Here is a 17345-nt window from a genome sequence, read left to right on the forward strand (position 1 = left end):
TCGTCGCTAAACGGACAACAACGTTACATGACGCAACACTACGCCCCCGGCCGGAAATGACTCGGCGGATAACCCAGCGACCGACGAAACATCGCACTGAACGCACTCGGGCTCTGATACCCATGCTCCAGCGCCACCTCCAGAATCGACACGCCCTGGGCCAGCAGCTTCAAACTCAAGGCCAGCCGGGCACGCTTGCGCCATTCGCCGAAGCTCATGCCCAACTCGCGCTGGAACACCCGGCTCAGGGTACGGGCGCTCATGTTCAGGCTGTCGGCCCAGGATTCCAGGCTGCTGTCATCAGAGGGGTTGCGGATGAAATGCGTGCACAGCCGGGCCAGCCGCGTCTCGCCGGGCACCGGCACGTGCATCGCCACCACCGGTGCGGCCAGCAATTCCATGCGGATCAACTCGACCATGGCCTGCAACCGCGGGCTGTTATGCCCGGCGATCAGGGTGGCGGCAACGATCAGTTCCCGCAGCAACGCCGACACCTCGATCACCTGGCAGGTACGCCCCAGCCCCGGCTCGGCCTCGGGCATCAGGAACAGCGTGCGCATGTGCACTTCGCCAGCCATGCGGATTTCGTGCGGGGTGCCGGCAGGCACCCACAGCGCATGCCCGGACGGCACCAGCCAACTGCCCTGGGCGGTGCTGACCACCATCACCCCGGACACCCCGTGGATCAGTTGTGCCTGGGCGTGGCAATGGGGATGCACCACGTCGTCGTTGCGGTAGTTGTCGGCATAGGCTTCAAGCCATGGGCGGGGTTGGCTGTTCATCGGCTCAGGTCTCGCGTCAATCAGGCATTGATTCTAGCGAAAAGCCCCGTGGCGAAAACGATAGATATAGACAGCCATCGTCGCATTCCAGACAGCCGGTGAACTTGTGAGCCGCCCCGTCAGTCAGCTAATGGGGCACTCTGAAAAAGGTTGGGTGGGCGATGCGTATTTCGTTGGAGCAACAAGTGGCGCTGGTGACGGGCGCCAGTTCCGGGATCGGCGCGGGGGCAGCCAAGGCCCTGGCAGAGGCCGGTGCCGCCGTGGTGCTGAACTACAACGCCCAGGCCGCGCCGGCTGAAGCCTTGGCGGCGCAGATCAATGCCAACGGCGGCCGGGCGATTGCGATTGGCGCCGATGTGTCGAAAGAAGCCGATGTGGAGCGGCTGTTTGCGCAAACCCTTGAGGCGTTCGGGCACCTGGACATTCTGGTGGCCAACTCGGGCATGCAAAAAGATGCCGCCGCCGTCGACATGACCCTCGACGACTGGAACGCCGTAATCGGCGTCAACCTCACCGGCCAGTTCCTGTGCGCCCGTGCGGCCCTGCGAATCTTCAATCGCCAGGGCATCCGCGAAGGGGTGTCCCGGGCCGCCGGAAAAATCATCCACATGAGCTCGGTGCACCAGGTGATTCCCTGGGCCGGGCACGTGAATTACGCCGCGTCCAAGGGTGGCGTTGAAATGCTGATGCGCACCCTGGCCCAGGAAGTCAGCCAGCAGCGCATCCGCATCAACGGCGTCGCACCCGGCGCGATTCGCACCGCGATCAACCGTGCCGCCACCGAAGGCGCGGCCGAGGTGGAACTGCTCAAATTGATTCCCTATGGCCGCGTGGGTGACGTCGAAGACGTGGCCAATGCGGTGGTGTGGCTGGCCAGTGACGCCTCCGACTATGTGGTGGGCAGCACCCTGTTTATTGACGGCGGCATGAGCCTTTATCCGGAGTTTCGTGGCAATGGTTGATTTGAAAAACGAACCACAAAGTGCAATCGATGCCCACGGCATCATTGGCGACATGCGCAGTGCGGCGCTGGTCAACGACAAGGGCAGCATCGACTTTTTCTGCTGGCCGGAATTCGACAGCCCCTCGATCTTTTGCTCATTGCTCGACTCCCCCGCCGCCGGGATATTCCAGCTCACACCGGACCTGCCCGACGCCCGCCGCGAGCAGATTTACCTGCCGGACACCAACGTGCTGCAAACCCGCTGGTTGAGCAATGACGCGGTGGTGGAAGTCACCGACTTCCTGACCATCAGCGAAGAAGCCGACGACCTGCCCATCCTGATCCGTCGGGTGCGGGTGGTCAGCGGCAAGGCGACCATTCACCTGCGCTGCGCGGTTCGCCATGACTATGCCCGCGCCCCCACCCGCGCCACGCTGGATGACGCCGACGTGTGCTTTGAGGCACCAGGCCAACCCGGCCTGCGCCTGACCGGCAGCCACGCCATGCAGCTGGAAGGCGACGCCGCTGTGGCGACCTTTGAACTGGGCCACGAAGAAGGCGCCGAATTTGTCCTCGGCGGCGTGGACGATGCCCGGGTCAAAAGCGACTGCACCGACCTGTGCCTGGAACGCACCCTGAAATTCTGGCGCGGCTGGATCGCCCAGTCCAACTACCGTGGGCGCTGGCGCGAGATGGTCAATCGCTCGGCCCTGGCCCTGAAGCTTCTGACCTCGCGCAAACACGGCGCCATCCTTGCCGCCGCCACCTTCGGCCTGCCGGAAACCCCCGGCGGCGAGCGCAATTGGGACTACCGCTATACCTGGATCCGCGACGCCTCGTTTACCGTCTACGCCTTTATGCGCCTGGGGTTTATCGAGGAAGCCAACGGCTACATGCGCTGGCTGAAAGGCCGCGTCGGTGACTGCAGTGATCAGCCGATGAAAATCAACATCCTGTATGGCATCGATGGCCGCCAGGAACTGCCGGAAACCGAACTGAGCCACCTCAGCGGCCACGGCGGTGCGCAACCGGTGCGCATCGGCAACGAAGCCTACGACCAGGTGCAGCTGGATATCTATGGCGAGCTGATGGACGCGGTGTACCTGGTCAACAAATACGGCGAAGCCATTTCCCACGAGGGCTGGAAACACACCGTGGAAGTGGCCGATCAGGTCTGCGAAACCTGGAACCACAAAGACGTCGGTATCTGGGAAATGCGCGGCGAGCAGCATCACTTCCTGCATTCGCGGCTGATGTGCTGGGTGGCCCTGGACCGGGCGATCCGCCTGGCGTCCAAGCGTTCGCTGCCGGCGCCGTTTGCGCGCTGGGACCAGACGCGCCAGGCGATCTACGCAGACATCTGGAGCAACTTCTGGAACGAAGATCGCGGGCACTTTGTGCAGCATATCGGCAGCACCGCACTGGATGGCTCGATGCTGTTGATGCCGCTGGTGCGCTTTGTGGCGGCGACGGACCCGCGCTGGTTGTCGACACTGAAAGCAATCGAGAAAAGCCTGGTGCGCGACGGCATGGTGTACCGCTACCGCAACGACGACAGCCAGATTGACGGTTTGCAAGGCACCGAAGGCGCGTTTGCCGCGTGTTCGTTCTGGTACGTGGAATGCCTGGCGCGGGCCGGCCAAGTGGAAAAGGCCCACCTGGAGTTTGAGCAGTTGCTGCGCTATGCCAATCCGTTGGGGTTGTATGCCGAAGAGTTCGATAACCAGGCCCGGCATTTGGGGAATACACCACAGGCGTTGAGCCATTTGGCGTTGATCAGCGCGGCGACATTCCTGGACCGGAAGTTGAGCGGGGTGAAGACGGTTTGGCAGCCGTGAGGCCTTACCCCCTCTGACCACAACAGATTAACCCTGTGGGAGCTGGCTTGCCTGCGATAGCGGTGTTTCAGTTATTGATGCATGAGCTGATCCAACGCTATCGCAGGCAAGCCAGCTCCCACAAGGACCGCACCAGACTTGGAGGCCAGGTATTCCCGATGCACAATGCGTAGCCCTTCGATCCATGCCAGGACTCCAATGCGCCAGGTTCTACTGATCATCGACGTACAACCCTCCTTCGCTCCGCCCGACTGGCTGGTGGACGGCATCAACGCCCTGCTGGGCCGCATGCCGTCAGTGGCCACCGTCGAGCGCCACGACGAAAGCATCACCCCGTTCGCCCGCCAACTCGGCTGGCAGCCAGCGCCCGACGACAACAGCCTGATTGCCGCCGACCATGTCTTCATCAAACACGGCTACGCCCCCACGCCTGAAACCATCAGCCACCTGAAAAGCCTCGCGCCGGAGCGGGTACTGGTGTGCGGCATCCAGACCGACACCTGCGTACTGGCGGCCGGGTTTGCGTTGTTTGATGCGGGCTTGCAGCCCACCCTGATCAGCGACTTGACCCTGGGCTCATCGCTGGATCGCTCGGGGAAACTGGGGGCGGACTTGTGGCGGCATCACTTCAAACACATCGTCACCCGCGCAGAAATTTGACCCGCCCCCCACTGTGGCGAGGGAGCTTGCTCCCGCTGGGGCGCGAAGCGGCTCCAAAAAGCTCACCGCAACCTGCCAGAAAGCACACAGTTAACAAAGCGGTCTGCTGCGCAGCCCAACGGGAGCAAGCTCCCTCGCCACAGGTGATCGTCTAGACAAGTAAAGCAATTGCAGCCTTTCGGATGACGTTCGGTAACCCGTTTGGTCTACAGTTCCACCACGTTCTCTCCACCCTCGGAGGCTCCATGCCCGCCCTCGCCCCATTGCTGCACGTGCGCACGCCCATGCTCGATATCGCCTACGAAGCCCATGGCCCGGAAGGCGGCGAGGTGGTGATTCTGCTGCACGGTTTTCCCTACGACCCGCGCGGCTATGACGAGATCGCTCCGGTGGTCGCCGAGCGTGGCTACCGGGTGCTGGTGCCGTACTTGCGCGGGTATGGCCCGACGCGTTTTATCAATGCCGGGGTGATGCGCTCCGGCCAGCAAGCGGCGCTGGCCAAAGACTTGCTGGATTTCATGGACGCCCTGTCCATCGAGACCGCCACGCTGGTGGGCTATGACTGGGGTGGACGCGCCGCGTGTATCGTCGCCGCGCTATGGCCTGAGCGGGTGCGTGGCCTGGTGACGGGCGATGGCTACAACATTCAGGATATTGCCGCGTCGACCCGGCCTCGGGCGCCGGAAAAAGAGCATCGGCTGTGGTACCAGTTTTACCTTCACACCCAACGCGGCGTCGACGGTTTGACCGCCAACCGACGTGAGTTCTGCCAGTTGCTGTGGGCGCTCTGGTCGCCGTCCTGGGCCGAGGGGCCGAGCCTGTACGGCAACACCGCGCCTTCGTTCGATAACCCGGATTTTGTCGAGGTGGTGGTGCACTCCTACCGTCACCGCTTCATGTACGCACCGGGTGACCCAGCGCTGGAAAGCATCGAACAGGCGCTGGTGCAGCCGCCGCCGATTTCGGTGCCGAGCATCTCGCTGTGCGGCGCCGATGACGGCGTGGGCCCGGCCCCGGTGGAAGATGAAGACCTGGGGCTGTTCAGCGGGTTTTATCGCCGCGAGGTGCTGGCCGGTGTGGGCCACAACATTCCCCAGGAGGCGCCACAAGCCACCCTTGGGGCGATCTTCGAATTGCTGGCGCTCAGTCCCCGGCCGGAATCCTGAAGCTGAACACACTGCCCTGCCCCGCCACGCTTTCCGCCCACAGGCTGCCGCCGTGGGCTTCGATAATGCCGTGGGAAATGTACAGCCCCAAGCCGCTGCCGGTGGGGTTGCCTTCGCGGGAGGTCCAGTAGCGATCGAAGATATACGGCAGTTGCGCCGGGTCGATGCCCACGCCGTTGTCACACACGCGAAATAACACCTCGTCCCCCGCCGGCTCGGCAATCACCTCGATCACCCCGCCCACCGGGGTGAACTTCAAGGCGTTACCCAGCAAGTTGGAAAACACCTGGAACAAACGCTCAGGGTCAGCCTGCACACACAACGCCGCAGCAGAACGCCACGTGAGGTCAACGCCCTTGGCGGCTCCCAGCGGCTGCCACATCGAGCAGATTTGCTCCAGGGTCGCCGCCACATCGAGCGGTTGCAGGGAAACGCTGTAGCGCCCGGCCTCGATGCGCGAGATATCGAGCAAGTCTTCCAGCAAGGTGTTCATGCGTGAAGTGGCGTTCTGCATGGTTTCAATCGCGGTGGAAAGGCGCCGGTTCGCCTTGTTGTCGTCGGCAGGCAGCATGCTGCGCATCATGCCGCATTGCATCAGCAGGATGGTCAGCGGGCTGCGCAGGTCGTGGGAGACCACCGCCACCAGTTCATCACGCGCCCGTACGGCTTCGTGCTCGCGCTGGACCTGCCGCGCAAGGTCGTGCTCCAGGGCATTGCGCCGCAGGTTTTCCACCGCCTGCAATTGCGCGAGTGTCCAATACAGCGCCTTGCCGTCGACCTGCTGCTTCCACAGTTCAAACGACAGGCGCGGGCTCAGGGACGTGGCGCCGGGCTCCTGATGTTTGACGGGCTGGCCGCTCCACTCCACCGTGGACTGAACCTGCGGACGAAACCACATCACCGCGTTGTCCACCGGCTTGGGCAGGCAGAACGCCAACAGGCCACTGGCATGAGCCTGATAGGCCGCCGCCGGGGGAAAGTCCACGGACAACTGATGGCTGTGGACCACGCCTTTGCCCTGCTCGCGCACCCACCGGTACAACCCGTGGATTTCTGCGCGTGTGGGGCAAACACCGAACACGTGCAGGCGCCCTTCCACCAGAATTGCCAGGCCACCGGCATCGGTCAGGTTCAGCAGTGTTTGCGCATAGGGCAACAGGCTTTCCATCACGTCGCACTGGTCGGCCGACATGGCCGCCACCAACTCTTCGACCATGGCGGCCTTGTCGAGCTGGTGGCGGCGCTCCTGCCGCTCCTGAAGCAAGGTGATCTGCATCGACAACAACTGGCCGATGCTGGTGCACGCGGTGCGCAGTTCATGGGGCACGCGCAACGGCTCGCGATGGCCACAGGTGATCAGGCCCCAGAGCTGGTCGTCCTTGAGCAGCGAAATGCTCATGGAGGAACGCACGCCCATGTTCTTCAAATAGTGGCAGTGCACCGGGGACACGCTGCGCAACACGGCGAAGCTGAGGTCCAGGGGCGCGCCGGTATCGGGGCGCAGGGCCGGCAGGATAGGCACCGGTTGATATTGGGCATCGGGAATCACCCGGACCCAGTTCAGCCGGTACAGCTCGCGGGCCTGGGGCGGGATGTCCGAGGCGGGAAAACACAACCCCAGGTACGGCTGCATGCCGTCGCTGAGGGCTTCGCCGATGACCTTGCCGTGACCTTCCTGCTCGAAACGGTACAAGGTGACCCGGTCGTAACCGGTCAGGGCGCGAATCTCGGTGACGCTGGTCTGGTACAACCCGTCAAGCGTCTTGGCCGACTGCAAGCGGCGCAGGGTGCGGCCGAGCTGGCCGACGGCGCTGTGCTGAACCGTCATGGCGTGCTCGAGTTCGAGCACCAGCAGGCCCTGATGACGATGCAGCAGGATGTCGTAGGCGTAGCCCTCCAGCGTCAGTTGATGCAACTCGTCTTCGTCGGCGTCCAGGTCTGCCAAGGCCTGAATGACCTTTGCCGCCGCCTTGCTGCCCAGCACACTGGCCAAGGCCTGGCCCGACACGCGCTCTGCGTCCAGGCCCAAGGCGACGCTCAGGTTGCTACTGGCCTGCAGCACCTCTAGCGCCGGCTCGCTCAACGTCAACAGCAGCCCGTGGGGCTGGATCGAGCCGGGAATGTGGATGGGTTCACTGGCGCAATCGTCCAGCGGCGTATCGACCGTGGTCATCGCAGCACCCCGCAGCGTTCCAGCCACTGCTCGAAACGCACAAAGGTCGACTCGGCGACGTTCACCGCCGCCACGCGTTCGGCCGCAGCCTGCAGTGGGGAAAGACACTCAAGGAAGCGTTGCCACAGCGCACTGGTCTCAGCACCGTACACATTCATGAACGCGCCGCCGTTGACCGAGCCGACACCAATTTTGATCTCGATCAGGTTGCGCAACACCTGGCCACCGAGGGTGGCGCCTTCCAGCACATACAGGGCGCCGAGGGCCTGGGCCACGTTCGTGATGGCCGGCAACTCGGAGCAAAGAGGCAAGGCGTCGATTTGCGGGGCACTCAGGCCCAGCGCCAGCAAATCTGCCTGCAAATACGGGGTTTTGCTACGCCGTCCCCATTCCAGCCCAGGGATGATTTCGCCCCAGGGTGCCAGCGCTCGCTCCAGCGGTTGGTAGAAGCCGTAGTAGGCGCTCATCAGCTCGCGGTAGAGCGCCAGGTCCATGCGGGAAAAAGGCAGCCGGGTATCGAGGCGTCGATGCAGGGCAGCGGTCGCCGCGCGCAATTCAACAAGGACAGGAGGTGGTGAATTCATAAGCAGTGCGTACGCCGGAAGGGTCGAAACCGCGACGTAGAGGCCTGGGATCAAGTCACTGCGCAATGGACTGTGGGTAACATAGCACCTTGATACAAAAACATTCCTATTCGTTCATTTCCGATCAGTTCTAACAAGGCGAGGAAAACCGCTCGCGGTAGGCCTGGGGCGTGATCGACACCGCCCGCAGGAAGCTGCGGCGCATGGTTTCCTCGCAACCAAAACCGCAGTGCACGGCAATGCGCTTGATTGACGCGCTGCTGTCCGCCAGTTGCCGGCGGGCGGTTTCCACGCGGATCAGCTCGACGGCCCGCGCGGGCGTCTGGCCGGTTTCGGCGCGGTAGTGGCGCACAAAACTGCGCTCGCTCATGCCCGCCTGGGCGGCCAGCGTGGCGATGTTCAAGTCCAGGGTCAGGTGTTCGGCGATCCAGGCGTGCAACTCAGCAAAACGGCTACCGCCCTTTTGCAGGGACAACGTCACGCTGAATTGCGATTGCCCGCCGGGCCGCTTGAGAAACACCACCAGGTGCCGCGCCACTTCCAGGGCCACGGCGCGGCCCAGGTCCTCTTCCACCAGCGCCAGGCACAGGTCGATGCCGGCGGTCACACCCGCCGACGTCCACAGGTTGCCCTGCTGGATGAAAATCGGATTGGCCTCCACCGTCAGGTGCGGGTATTTGCGTGCCAGTTCTTCGCACCGGGTCCAGTGGGTCACCACGCGGCAGCCGTCCAGCAGACCGCTGGCCGCCAGCAGAAACGCGCCGGTGCACACCGAGGTCATACGCCGCGACTGTGCGGCTTTTTGCCGAACCCAGTCCACCAGCGCTGGGTCTTCGGCGGCACCGTACACGCCCCAACCGCCGGCGATCACCAGCGTGTCGCAGGGCGCGTCGGCGGCCGGCAACGGCTCGGCCACCAGCGCCAGGCCCGCCGAGGTCATCACCGGCTCCGATTGCGCAGCGATCACGCTCACCGCATAGGGCAACGGCAATTCCCGCTGGCGCGCCAGGTCATTGGCCGAGGCAAACACCTGCAAGGGCCCGGTGACGTCGAGCACTTGAACATTGGGAAACGCGAGCACGTTGATGATTCTGGGCATGATTGGCGTAATTCGTGGGTTTAATGGCGTATGCGCCAAAGCCTAGGTGACTAGAGTGAAGCCGTCCATCCCTTTATCAGGCGTATTCCCCATGACTCTACAGATCGGCTTTTTGTTGTTCCCCGGCATCCAGCAACTGGACCTCACCGGGCCCTACGACGTATTGGGATCGCTGCCGGATGTGAAGCTGCATCTGGTCTGGAAGGACCTGGCGCCGGTCACCTCCAGCACCGGCCTGGTGTTCAGCCCGAGCACCACCTTTGAGCAATGCCCAACGCTGGATGTGATCTGCGTACCCGGCGGCTCGGGTGTCGGCGCGTTGATGGAAGATGAGCAAACCCTGGCGTTTCTCAAGGCCCAATCGCACACCGCGCGTTATGTGACGTCGGTGTGCACCGGCTCCCTGGTGCTGGGTGCGGCGGGCTTGCTGCGCGGGCGTCGGGCGACCACCCACTGGGCCTACCACGACCTGCTCGCCCCGCTCGGCGCGATCCCGGTGCAGGAGCGTGTGGTGCGTGACGGCAACCTGTTGACCGGTGGCGGGATTACCGCCGGGATCGACTTTGCCCTGACCCTGGCGGCCGAGCTGTACAGCGAGGCGGCGGCGCAACTGGTGCAGTTGCAGATTGAATACGCCCCGGCCCCGCCGTTCAATGCAGGCCGGCCGGAAAGCGCCCCGCCCCACGTGCTGGAAGAAGCCCGCAAGCGCACCGCCGAGTCGCGCAAGACCCGGAGTGAAATCGTGGCACGGGCGGCAGCGCGATTGGGTTAAGCGCTCGCGTGCCCGTGGCGGTCGGCGGGCACCAGATGCCCGATCGTGCCGTCGCCATACGCCCGTTCCACCTTGGAAATCACCACGTGATAACCGCCGTACCAGCGGCGGTACAGGCGCTTGGCTTCCAGGTGGGTCGGGTGGCTGGCAAAGGCGCGGATTGACGCTTCATCGCGCCAGTAATAACTGGCGTTGATCAACCGGCCATCCACCGAGCGCCACGACTCGGCCCCCACATATCCCGGCAGCCTTGCCGCCAGTGCGTCGATCAAATCCGTGAGGCGCTGGAACTCATCATCCCGTTCACCGGGCTTGTAGATAAAAGCTGCGATGTACATGCGTAACGTCCTTTTATGAGTGGTGTTTCACGTCGGGCGAGCCATCAGCGCCAACCGCACGGCCAGTAACATCAGCACAGTCGCCAGGCCCCATTTCTGTATGCCTGAGCTACCCGATTTGCCGGCAAAAAACCGGCTCAGCGCCCCGCCAAAAACCCCCAGCACGGTATGAAATACACCACTGATCAGCGTCAGGATTATCCCCAGCACGACCAATTGCAACGCGATGGGCCCGGCTTCAGTGCTGACGAACTGCGGCAGGAACACCATGAAAAACAGCAACGCCTTGGGGTTGAGCAGACTGTTGAGCATCGCCCGTACAAACACCCGGCCCAGCGGCACGCGGGTGACATGGGCCGTGTCCAGGGCGGGCGTTTTTTGCAGGGTCTTGAACACCAGCCACAGCAGGTACAACACCCCAGCGTAGCGAATCAGGTCGAAGGCTGGCGGCCAACTGGCGACCAGTGCTGTCACCCCGGTTGCAGTGAGTGCCGTGAGCAGCAGGTCCGCCACGCTGATGCCCAACCCCGAGGCCACCCCGCCACGCCAGCCATAGCTCACGCCGTGGCTAATGACGAAGGCCATGTTTGGTCCCGGGGATAACAACAGCAGTAGAACTGCGCCAGAGAAAACAGCCAGGGTTGCGAGGTCGATCATGCTCAAGCCATCCGCCGGGAAAGCCTGTAGATTAATCAGCTCACCTGATACAAACAAAAAATTGATCTAGATACACTTTGCACGGGAACGCGCCATGGCTCAGGTCCGCTACAAACTGATCGTTGATGAACTGGCTACGCGGCTTCGCGCCGGAAAATTGCCGCCGGGCACTCAGTTACCGACCGTCCGCAACCTGATGAATAGCCATCGCATCGCCCTGGCCACGGCGTTACGTGTGTACAGCGAACTGGAGGCCTGCGGCCTGGTGGTGGGTGAACCGGGCCGCGGCACTTTTGTGCGCGACACCACGTTGCTGCGGGGCATGGGCCTGGTGCAGCAACCGCTGCAACCGGGCACCGTGGACCTGAGCCTCAACTACCCCTCACTGCCCGGTCAGGCCGAGATGCTGCGCGACGGTTTGCGCGCCATTGCCGCCTCGGGAGACCTTGATGCCCTGCTGCATTCTGCTCCGCAAGGTGGCCGCGCCCATGAACGGCAGGCAGCGGCGCGGCACCTGCGCAATCGGCAGATTCGAGTGGGTGGCGAGCAGGTGCTGATCGTCAATGGTGCGCAACAAGGCCTCGCCGTCAGCCTGATGGCGCTGCTGCTACCGGGGGATGTGCTGGCGGTGGACGCGCTGACCTATCCCGGCCTGAAAACCCTGGCCCAGTCCCAGCGCATAGACCTGGAGCCGCTGCCGCAACCAGCTGGCCATACGGATCTGGATGCGCTGGAGGCCCTGTGCAAACGGCGCCCGGTGCGGGCATTTTATTGCATGCCCACGTTGCACAATCCGCTGGGCACGGTGATGGGTGAAGCTGACCGCGAACGCCTTGCAGCGATGGCTGAACGCTACGATTTTCTACTGATCGAAGACGGCGCCTACGCCTTTCTGGCCGAACCCGCGCCCAAGCCGTTGTTCACCTATGCGCCGTTGCGAACGGTGTATGTGTCCGGCCTTTCGAAGAGCGTGGCGTCGGGGTTGCGGGTGGGGTTTATCGTGGCACCCAACGCGTTGGTGCCGGCGTTGGAGCAAGCCATTCGCGTCTCGACCTGGAGCACGCCGACGCTCACGGTCAACCTGGCGTGCCGCTGGATAGAATCCGGCGCAGTGGATGTGCTGGAAGAACAAAAGCGCAAGGATGCGCGCCAACGTCAGGCGCTGGCCCGGGAGGTCTTGCAGGGTTGCGAGATGATTGCGCATACGGCGTCGTATTACCTGTGGCTGGTATTGCCCGAAGGCCTGCGGGCGGATGCGGTGGTGGCTGCGCTTGAGGGCCAGGGTGTGCGTGTCACCAGTGCCGAGCCGTTTGCCTGTACGGCGCATGTGCCGCATGCGTTGCGGGTGGCACTGGGGTCGATTGATTTGGCGACATTGCGGGTGGCCTTGGCGAAAATTCGCGAGGCAATTCGGATATGAATAAAGGGCCAGCAGGGTAAATCCCTTTAATTTGCAGGACGTTTCCGAGACAATCTTTCGGCCTTGTGCCTGCCGGAACCGGTGGCTAGTCTTCGCCGCTTCACTGCTCATCAGTGAACGGGTTTAGTCGCCCGGTTCTGAAAAGGCGCATGGTTTCATCATGAGGTTTTATGGTGGCTGTGCGCAGGGCACCTTCGGGTGCGCCGGGTTTTCCTTTTCAGCCGGTCGACTAACCTGCGTACAGCCGCCACCCTACGTTTAGTCGCGAAGGGCGCCGGCTCCTTACCCGAAAAGGAGTTACACCATGAATAAACCCGTCCCCGACCCACCCCTCGACCAGCTTAAAAACCGCGCCGCGTTCAATCGCGCACTTGAACACTACCTGCCGTCCCAGGGTTTCCACACCGTGAACGAAGACCTGAGCTTCGAAGACTCCCTGCTCTACACCGCCAGCCTGCTCAGCAGCGCCTCCGCCACCGCGCTCGACTGCGGCGAACTGCTGCAAAGCCCCGAGCGGGCGAGGTTGTTGGCGGTGTGGCATTTGCTGGAAATTGCCAAGACCACGGTCGACCGGTCGATTGAATGTTTGCACGTGCGCAGGCCGTAAAAACACACAACGTGACTGTCAGTTTCAAAGGCAACTCCCAAGCCTAGTAGCGCCCCGAGGTGGTGAAGGACCCGCGCCCTCACCACTCGTCGGTTGTCCCCCAAAACCCCCGCATCCTGCACCCGTCAAAAAAAGGTTTTCCTCAGCCGCAGGAAAATTCTCAATTTTGTTCCTACACTCCAAAACGCCAGCATTTTGTTCTCGATAAACCCGAGAACCCGAACATGAAAGTCAACAATTTGTCACGGACAATAATACCTGGAGCGTCTAGCACAGCACTCTTATAAAAAAGTCAAAACCTTGACGAATCGAAGAAAGAGAACCATCATTTAGCCATTACCCCGCAAATTCCCTGCAAATAGATAGGTAATTGCGTTTTACCCAGCGAAGCAGCTGTTCGTCTGGCGCCACTTATAAAGCAAGCCCTGCCTTTATGGATGAGCAGCCGAACAAGGAAGCCCTGGTGTGCAATGAGGGATGTTTTTATGCGCGAGAAGTCGTCAGTCGACAGCCTGTTTTTGACCCGGGCCGGTTTCATTGAGTTTTTTGTTGTTTTCGTAAAGTTGATGCACGGCCTCACCGCCGTTTTACCAGCACTGATCCTGCTGTTTTATCCAGACCCGATGGCCACCGAGCTGCGCGCCCACTTTCTAGGCTTGCTGCTGTTTTTCGCGATCCTGACGATTATTCTGTTTCAGGCCATGGGGGTGTACTCCGAGGAACTGTTCAGCAACCGCCTGCGGTTTCGCACCATGCTGGTGGCCTGGTCTTCCGCGTTTTGCATCCTGCTGTTCATGTACCAGATCCTGCAGATGTTCCCGCAGTTGAGCCCACGCAACCTGGCGTTCTGGTTTGTCACCAGCCTGGGGCTGTTCGGGCTGGAGCGGATGGTGATGCTGCGCCTGTTCCGCAACCTGATGATGAACGGCAAATACCTGCAACGTACGGTGATCCTCGGCTTCACCGACACCGCCGTGCACGTCGCCGACCACTTGCAGCGCAATGGCGATATCCGCTCCGGCCTGATCGGTTTTATCGACGACCGCACCGAACGCATTCCCAAGGAACTGAGCAACCTGCCGCTGCTGGGCAATACCCGCGACCTGGAAAAACTGATCCGCTCCGAGCAGGTCAACCAGGTGATGATCACCCTGCCCTGGGCCGCCGAACAGCGGATCAACGGGCTGGTGAAGCGCCTGCGCCAGATGTCGGTCAACGTGATGCTGGTGCCCGACATGGCCGCCCTGCGCTACGGCCACAGCCGCATCACCGATGTGGGCGGCATCCTGATGTTCAACACGTCCCATGTGCCGCTGCGGGGCTGGTCGCCGTTTATCAAGCGCTGCGAAGACCTGATCCTGGCGGCCCTCGGCCTGGTGGCGCTGTCGCCGATCATGCTGATCACCGCGATCGCCATCAAGCTCGATTCCAAGGGCCCGGTGCTGTTTCGCCAGAACCGTTTTGGCTACAACGACAACGTGATCCGGGTGTTCAAGTTCCGCTCGATGTACGCCGAGATGAGTGACTTCAACGCCGATCGCCAGACCACCCGTGGCGACCCGCGCATCACCCGCGTGGGCCGCTTTATTCGCAAGACCAGCATCGATGAGTTGCCGCAGCTGTTCAACGTGCTGCTGGGCAACATGTCGATGGTCGGCCCGCGCCCCCACGCCACCGCGACCAAGGCCGCCGGGGTTCCCTACGAAGTGGCCGTCAGCGAGTACAGCTCGCGGCACCGGGTAAAACCGGGCATCACTGGCTGGGCGCAAATCAACGGCTATCGTGGTGAGACCGACACCCTGTTCAAGATTCAGAAACGCGTTGAGTACGACTTGGAGTACATCTCGAAGTGGTCGGTGTGGTTCGACTTGTACATCGTTTTCATGACGGTTCCGGCCGTCCTTTCGACCAAGGAAGTCTATTGATGAATACCCTCAACGGATTAATTCCCTGCATCATTTCCGGTGGTTCGGGCACCCGCCTGTGGCCGGTGTCGCGGCAGAACATGCCCAAGCCCTTCATGCGCATGCGTGACGACCAGAGCCTGTTGCAGAAGACCTTCCTGCGGGCCAGTCACTTGCCGGGCGTGGAAAGCGTGCTGACGGTGACCAACCGCGACCTGCTGTTCCGCACCCTCGATGATTACCGCGTGGTCAACAAGACCCACCTGGCCCTTGACCTGCTGCTGGAGCCGTTCGGGCGCAACACCGCCGCCGCGATCGCCGTGGCCGCCCTGCATGTGCAGGAAAATTTTGGCGGCGAAGCGCAGTTGCTGGTGATGCCAGCCGACCATTTGATTCTGGATGAAAGCGCCTTCGCCGACGCCGTCACCCAAGCCCGCGAGCTGGCGGAAGCCGGCTATCTGGTGACCTTCGGCATCCAGCCCGACCACCCGGAAACCGGCTTCGGCTACATCGAGCAAGGCGACGCACTGGGCCAGGGATTCCGGGTCAAGCGCTTCGTCGAGAAGCCTGACCTCGCCACTGCCCAGGGTTATCTGGACGGCGGCAAACACCTGTGGAATGCCGGGATGTTCTGCTTCAAGGCAAACGTCCTGCTGGAGGAACTGGCACTGCACGCGCCTGCGGTACTGGACGCTGCAAAAGCCGCCCTCGACCACAGCCACAGCCTGAATAACAACAATTGCCGCCAGCGTGAATTGAACGCTGAAGGTTTCGGCACCGCGCCCGATATCTCGATCGACGTGGCGCTGATGGAAAAATCCGCACAAGTGGCCGTGGTGCCCTGCGACATCGGCTGGAGTGATATCGGTTCCTGGGAGGCCCTGCGCCAGCTCACGCCGAGCGACGCCAACGGCAACCAGGTCAATGGCGAAGCGATCCTGCATGACGTGCACAACTGCTACATCGACTCGCCCAAACGCGTATTGGGCGCGGTGGGCGTGAGCAACCTGATCGTCGTCGATACCCCGGACGCGATCCTGATTGCCGACGCCCGGCGCAGCCAGGACGTGCGCTACATCGTCGCCGAGCTCAAGCGCCAGGACCATCCGGCGTTCAGCCTGCACCGCACCGTCACCCGGCCGTGGGGCACCTACACGGTGCTGGAAGAAAGCAGCCGCTTCAAGATCAAGCGCATCGTGGTCAAGCCACGGGCCTCGCTGTCGTTGCAGATGCACCATCACCGCAGCGAGCACTGGGTAGTGGTCAGCGGCGCGGCAATGATTACCAACGGTGACCGCGAGTTCCTGATCAACGCCAACGAGTCCACCTACATTCCGGCCGGGCACAAACACCGCCTGACCAACCCTGGCATCATCGACCTGGTGATGATCGAAGTGCAGAGCGGCGAGTACCTGGGCGAAGACGACATTGTGCGGTTTGACGACATCTACGGCCGGGCTCCGGCCGAAGTGAAGAAGTGATGCGTACCGCCCTGATCATCCCGACCCGCAACGCGTCCAGCCACCTCGACCGGCTGCTGCCGGCGCTGCGCATGCAAACCCTGCAACCGGACGAAACCCTGGTGGTCGACAGCGCCTCCAGCGATGACACCGTGGCGCGTTTTCGCGAGTTCGGCGTACGGGTCGAAGTGATCGACGCCAAGGATTTCAACCACGGCGGCACGCGCCGCTGGGCCAGCGAGCAAGTCGACGGCGACGCGCTGATCGTCATGACCCAGGACGCGATTCCCGCCGAACCCGAGACCTTCGCCAACCTGGTGGGCGAGCTGGAACTGGACCCGCTCAATGGCGTTGCGTATGGCCGCCAACTGCCGCACCCGGATGCCGGCGTGCTGGGCGCCCAGTCGCGCCACTTCAATTACCCGCCGCAAAGTCGAAGCAAAAGCCTGGCGGATGCGCCGGAGCTCGGGATCAAGACCTGCTTCAGCTCGGACTCTTTTTCGGTGTACCGGCGCAGCGCCCTGCAAGCCGTCGGTGGCTTTCCCGCGGACGTGATCGGCAGCGAGGACGCCTACGTCGCCGCCCGCATGCTGCTGGAAGGCTACAAGGTGCGCTATGCCGCCACCGCCCTGGTCTATCACTCCCACGATTACCGTCTCATGGATGAGTTTCACCGCTACTTCGACATTGGCGTGTTCTACGGCCGCGAGCCGTGGATTCGCCAGGCTTTTGGCGATGCCGGCGGTGAAGGTAAACGCTATTTACTGGCCGAGCTTCGAGCATTACGCGAAGCCGGTGCATTGCACCGCGTACCCGAAGTACTGGTGCGCAGCGCGTTCAAATTGCTCGGCTACCGGCTGGGCCATCTGGAGCGCCAGCTCCCCCTCGCCCTTAAGCGGCGCATCAGCATGTTCCCCGGTTATTGGAGGTGAGCATCATGAC

The 17345-nt window shown here is 62.4% G+C and carries 16 protein-coding genes; 10 read left to right on the plus strand and 6 right to left on the minus strand.

The annotated features are described in order from the left end of the window. Positions 1 to 38: 38 nt before the first annotated feature. A complete protein-coding gene (locus tag HKK54_RS33260) occupies positions 39 to 782 on the minus strand; it encodes an AraC family transcriptional regulator (RefSeq protein ID WP_169389203.1) in 744 nt (247 codons plus the stop codon). Between the two features lie 161 nt (positions 783 to 943). Between HKK54_RS33260 and HKK54_RS33265 the strand changes: the two genes are divergently transcribed. The 4 genes from HKK54_RS33265 to HKK54_RS33280 all read left to right on the plus strand — a co-directional run bounded on the left by HKK54_RS33265 (position 944) and on the right by HKK54_RS33280 (position 5389). Further along, entirely contained in the window at positions 944 to 1744 is an 801-nt protein-coding gene (locus HKK54_RS33265; RefSeq protein ID WP_010166680.1) for a glucose 1-dehydrogenase, read from the plus strand. Beyond that, a complete protein-coding gene (locus HKK54_RS33270; RefSeq protein ID WP_169389204.1) occupies positions 1737 to 3563 on the plus strand; it encodes a glycoside hydrolase family 15 protein in 1827 nt (608 codons plus the stop codon). Before HKK54_RS33265 ends, HKK54_RS33270 begins: the two co-directional genes overlap by 8 nt. A gap of 198 nt (positions 3564 to 3761) precedes the next feature. After that, a complete protein-coding gene (locus HKK54_RS33275; RefSeq protein WP_169389205.1) occupies positions 3762 to 4223 on the plus strand; it encodes a cysteine hydrolase family protein in 462 nt (153 codons plus the stop codon). Positions 4224 to 4468: 245 nt separating this feature from the next. Continuing rightward, positions 4469 to 5389, plus strand: a complete 921-nt coding sequence (locus HKK54_RS33280; RefSeq protein WP_010166668.1) for an alpha/beta fold hydrolase — start codon at positions 4469 to 4471, stop codon at positions 5387 to 5389. Here the strand turns inward: HKK54_RS33280 and HKK54_RS33285 are convergent. The 3 genes from HKK54_RS33285 to HKK54_RS33295 all read right to left on the minus strand — a co-directional run bounded on the left by HKK54_RS33285 (position 5367) and on the right by HKK54_RS33295 (position 9245). Next, positions 5367 to 7562 (minus strand): ATP-binding protein, encoded by a 2196-nt coding sequence (locus tag HKK54_RS33285; RefSeq protein WP_169389206.1) that lies wholly within the window; start codon positions 7560 to 7562, stop codon positions 5367 to 5369. The two genes, HKK54_RS33280 and HKK54_RS33285, sit on opposite strands and share 23 nt — an antisense overlap. Then, complete coding sequence (locus HKK54_RS33290; RefSeq protein WP_169389207.1) at positions 7559 to 8146, minus strand: biliverdin-producing heme oxygenase; 588 nt, start codon at positions 8144 to 8146, stop codon at positions 7559 to 7561. Before HKK54_RS33290 ends, HKK54_RS33285 begins: the two co-directional genes overlap by 4 nt. A gap of 130 nt (positions 8147 to 8276) precedes the next feature. Beyond that, positions 8277 to 9245 (minus strand): GlxA family transcriptional regulator, encoded by a 969-nt coding sequence (locus tag HKK54_RS33295; protein WP_169389208.1) that lies wholly within the window; start codon positions 9243 to 9245, stop codon positions 8277 to 8279. 91 nt (positions 9246 to 9336) lie between these two features. On the opposite strand from HKK54_RS33295, the gene inhA reads away from it, so the two are divergent. Next, positions 9337 to 10017, plus strand: a complete 681-nt coding sequence (inhA, locus tag HKK54_RS33300; RefSeq protein ID WP_169389209.1) for an isonitrile hydratase — start codon at positions 9337 to 9339, stop codon at positions 10015 to 10017. On the opposite strand, the gene HKK54_RS33305 is transcribed toward inhA, so the two are convergent. Both HKK54_RS33305 and HKK54_RS33310 read right to left on the minus strand, forming a co-directional pair. Continuing rightward, complete coding sequence (locus HKK54_RS33305) at positions 10014 to 10355, minus strand: antibiotic biosynthesis monooxygenase family protein (protein ID WP_169389210.1); 342 nt, start codon at positions 10353 to 10355, stop codon at positions 10014 to 10016. The genes inhA and HKK54_RS33305 overlap by 4 nt on opposite strands. A gap of 27 nt (positions 10356 to 10382) precedes the next feature. Beyond that, positions 10383 to 11012 carry a LysE family translocator gene (locus HKK54_RS33310; RefSeq protein ID WP_169389211.1) on the minus strand — a complete coding sequence of 210 codons (630 nt, stop codon included), beginning with the start codon at positions 11010 to 11012 and terminating at the stop codon, positions 10383 to 10385. 94 nt (positions 11013 to 11106) lie between these two features. Between HKK54_RS33310 and HKK54_RS33315 the strand changes: the two genes are divergently transcribed. The 5 genes from HKK54_RS33315 to HKK54_RS33335 all read left to right on the plus strand — a co-directional run bounded on the left by HKK54_RS33315 (position 11107) and on the right by HKK54_RS33335 (position 17335). Next, positions 11107 to 12432 (plus strand): aminotransferase-like domain-containing protein, encoded by a 1326-nt coding sequence (locus HKK54_RS33315; RefSeq protein ID WP_169389212.1) that lies wholly within the window; start codon positions 11107 to 11109, stop codon positions 12430 to 12432. 304 nt (positions 12433 to 12736) lie between these two features. After that, the gene (locus HKK54_RS33320) at positions 12737 to 13039 is read left to right on the plus strand and encodes a DUF6124 family protein (protein WP_010166657.1); all 303 of its coding nucleotides are present in this window, start codon (positions 12737 to 12739) and stop codon (positions 13037 to 13039) included. 485 nt (positions 13040 to 13524) lie between these two features. After that, entirely contained in the window at positions 13525 to 14964 is a 1440-nt protein-coding gene (locus HKK54_RS33325; RefSeq protein WP_010166655.1) for an undecaprenyl-phosphate glucose phosphotransferase, read from the plus strand. Further along, entirely contained in the window at positions 14964 to 16424 is a 1461-nt protein-coding gene (locus tag HKK54_RS33330) for a mannose-1-phosphate guanylyltransferase/mannose-6-phosphate isomerase (RefSeq protein ID WP_010166653.1), read from the plus strand. Before HKK54_RS33325 ends, HKK54_RS33330 begins: the two co-directional genes overlap by 1 nt. After that, entirely contained in the window at positions 16424 to 17335 is a 912-nt protein-coding gene (locus HKK54_RS33335; RefSeq protein ID WP_169389213.1) for a glycosyltransferase family 2 protein, read from the plus strand. Before HKK54_RS33330 ends, HKK54_RS33335 begins: the two co-directional genes overlap by 1 nt. Positions 17336 to 17345 lie beyond the last annotated feature (10 nt).

The organism is Pseudomonas sp. ADAK13 (assembly GCF_012935715.1).
Lineage (GTDB): Bacteria > Pseudomonadota > Gammaproteobacteria > Pseudomonadales > Pseudomonadaceae > Aquipseudomonas.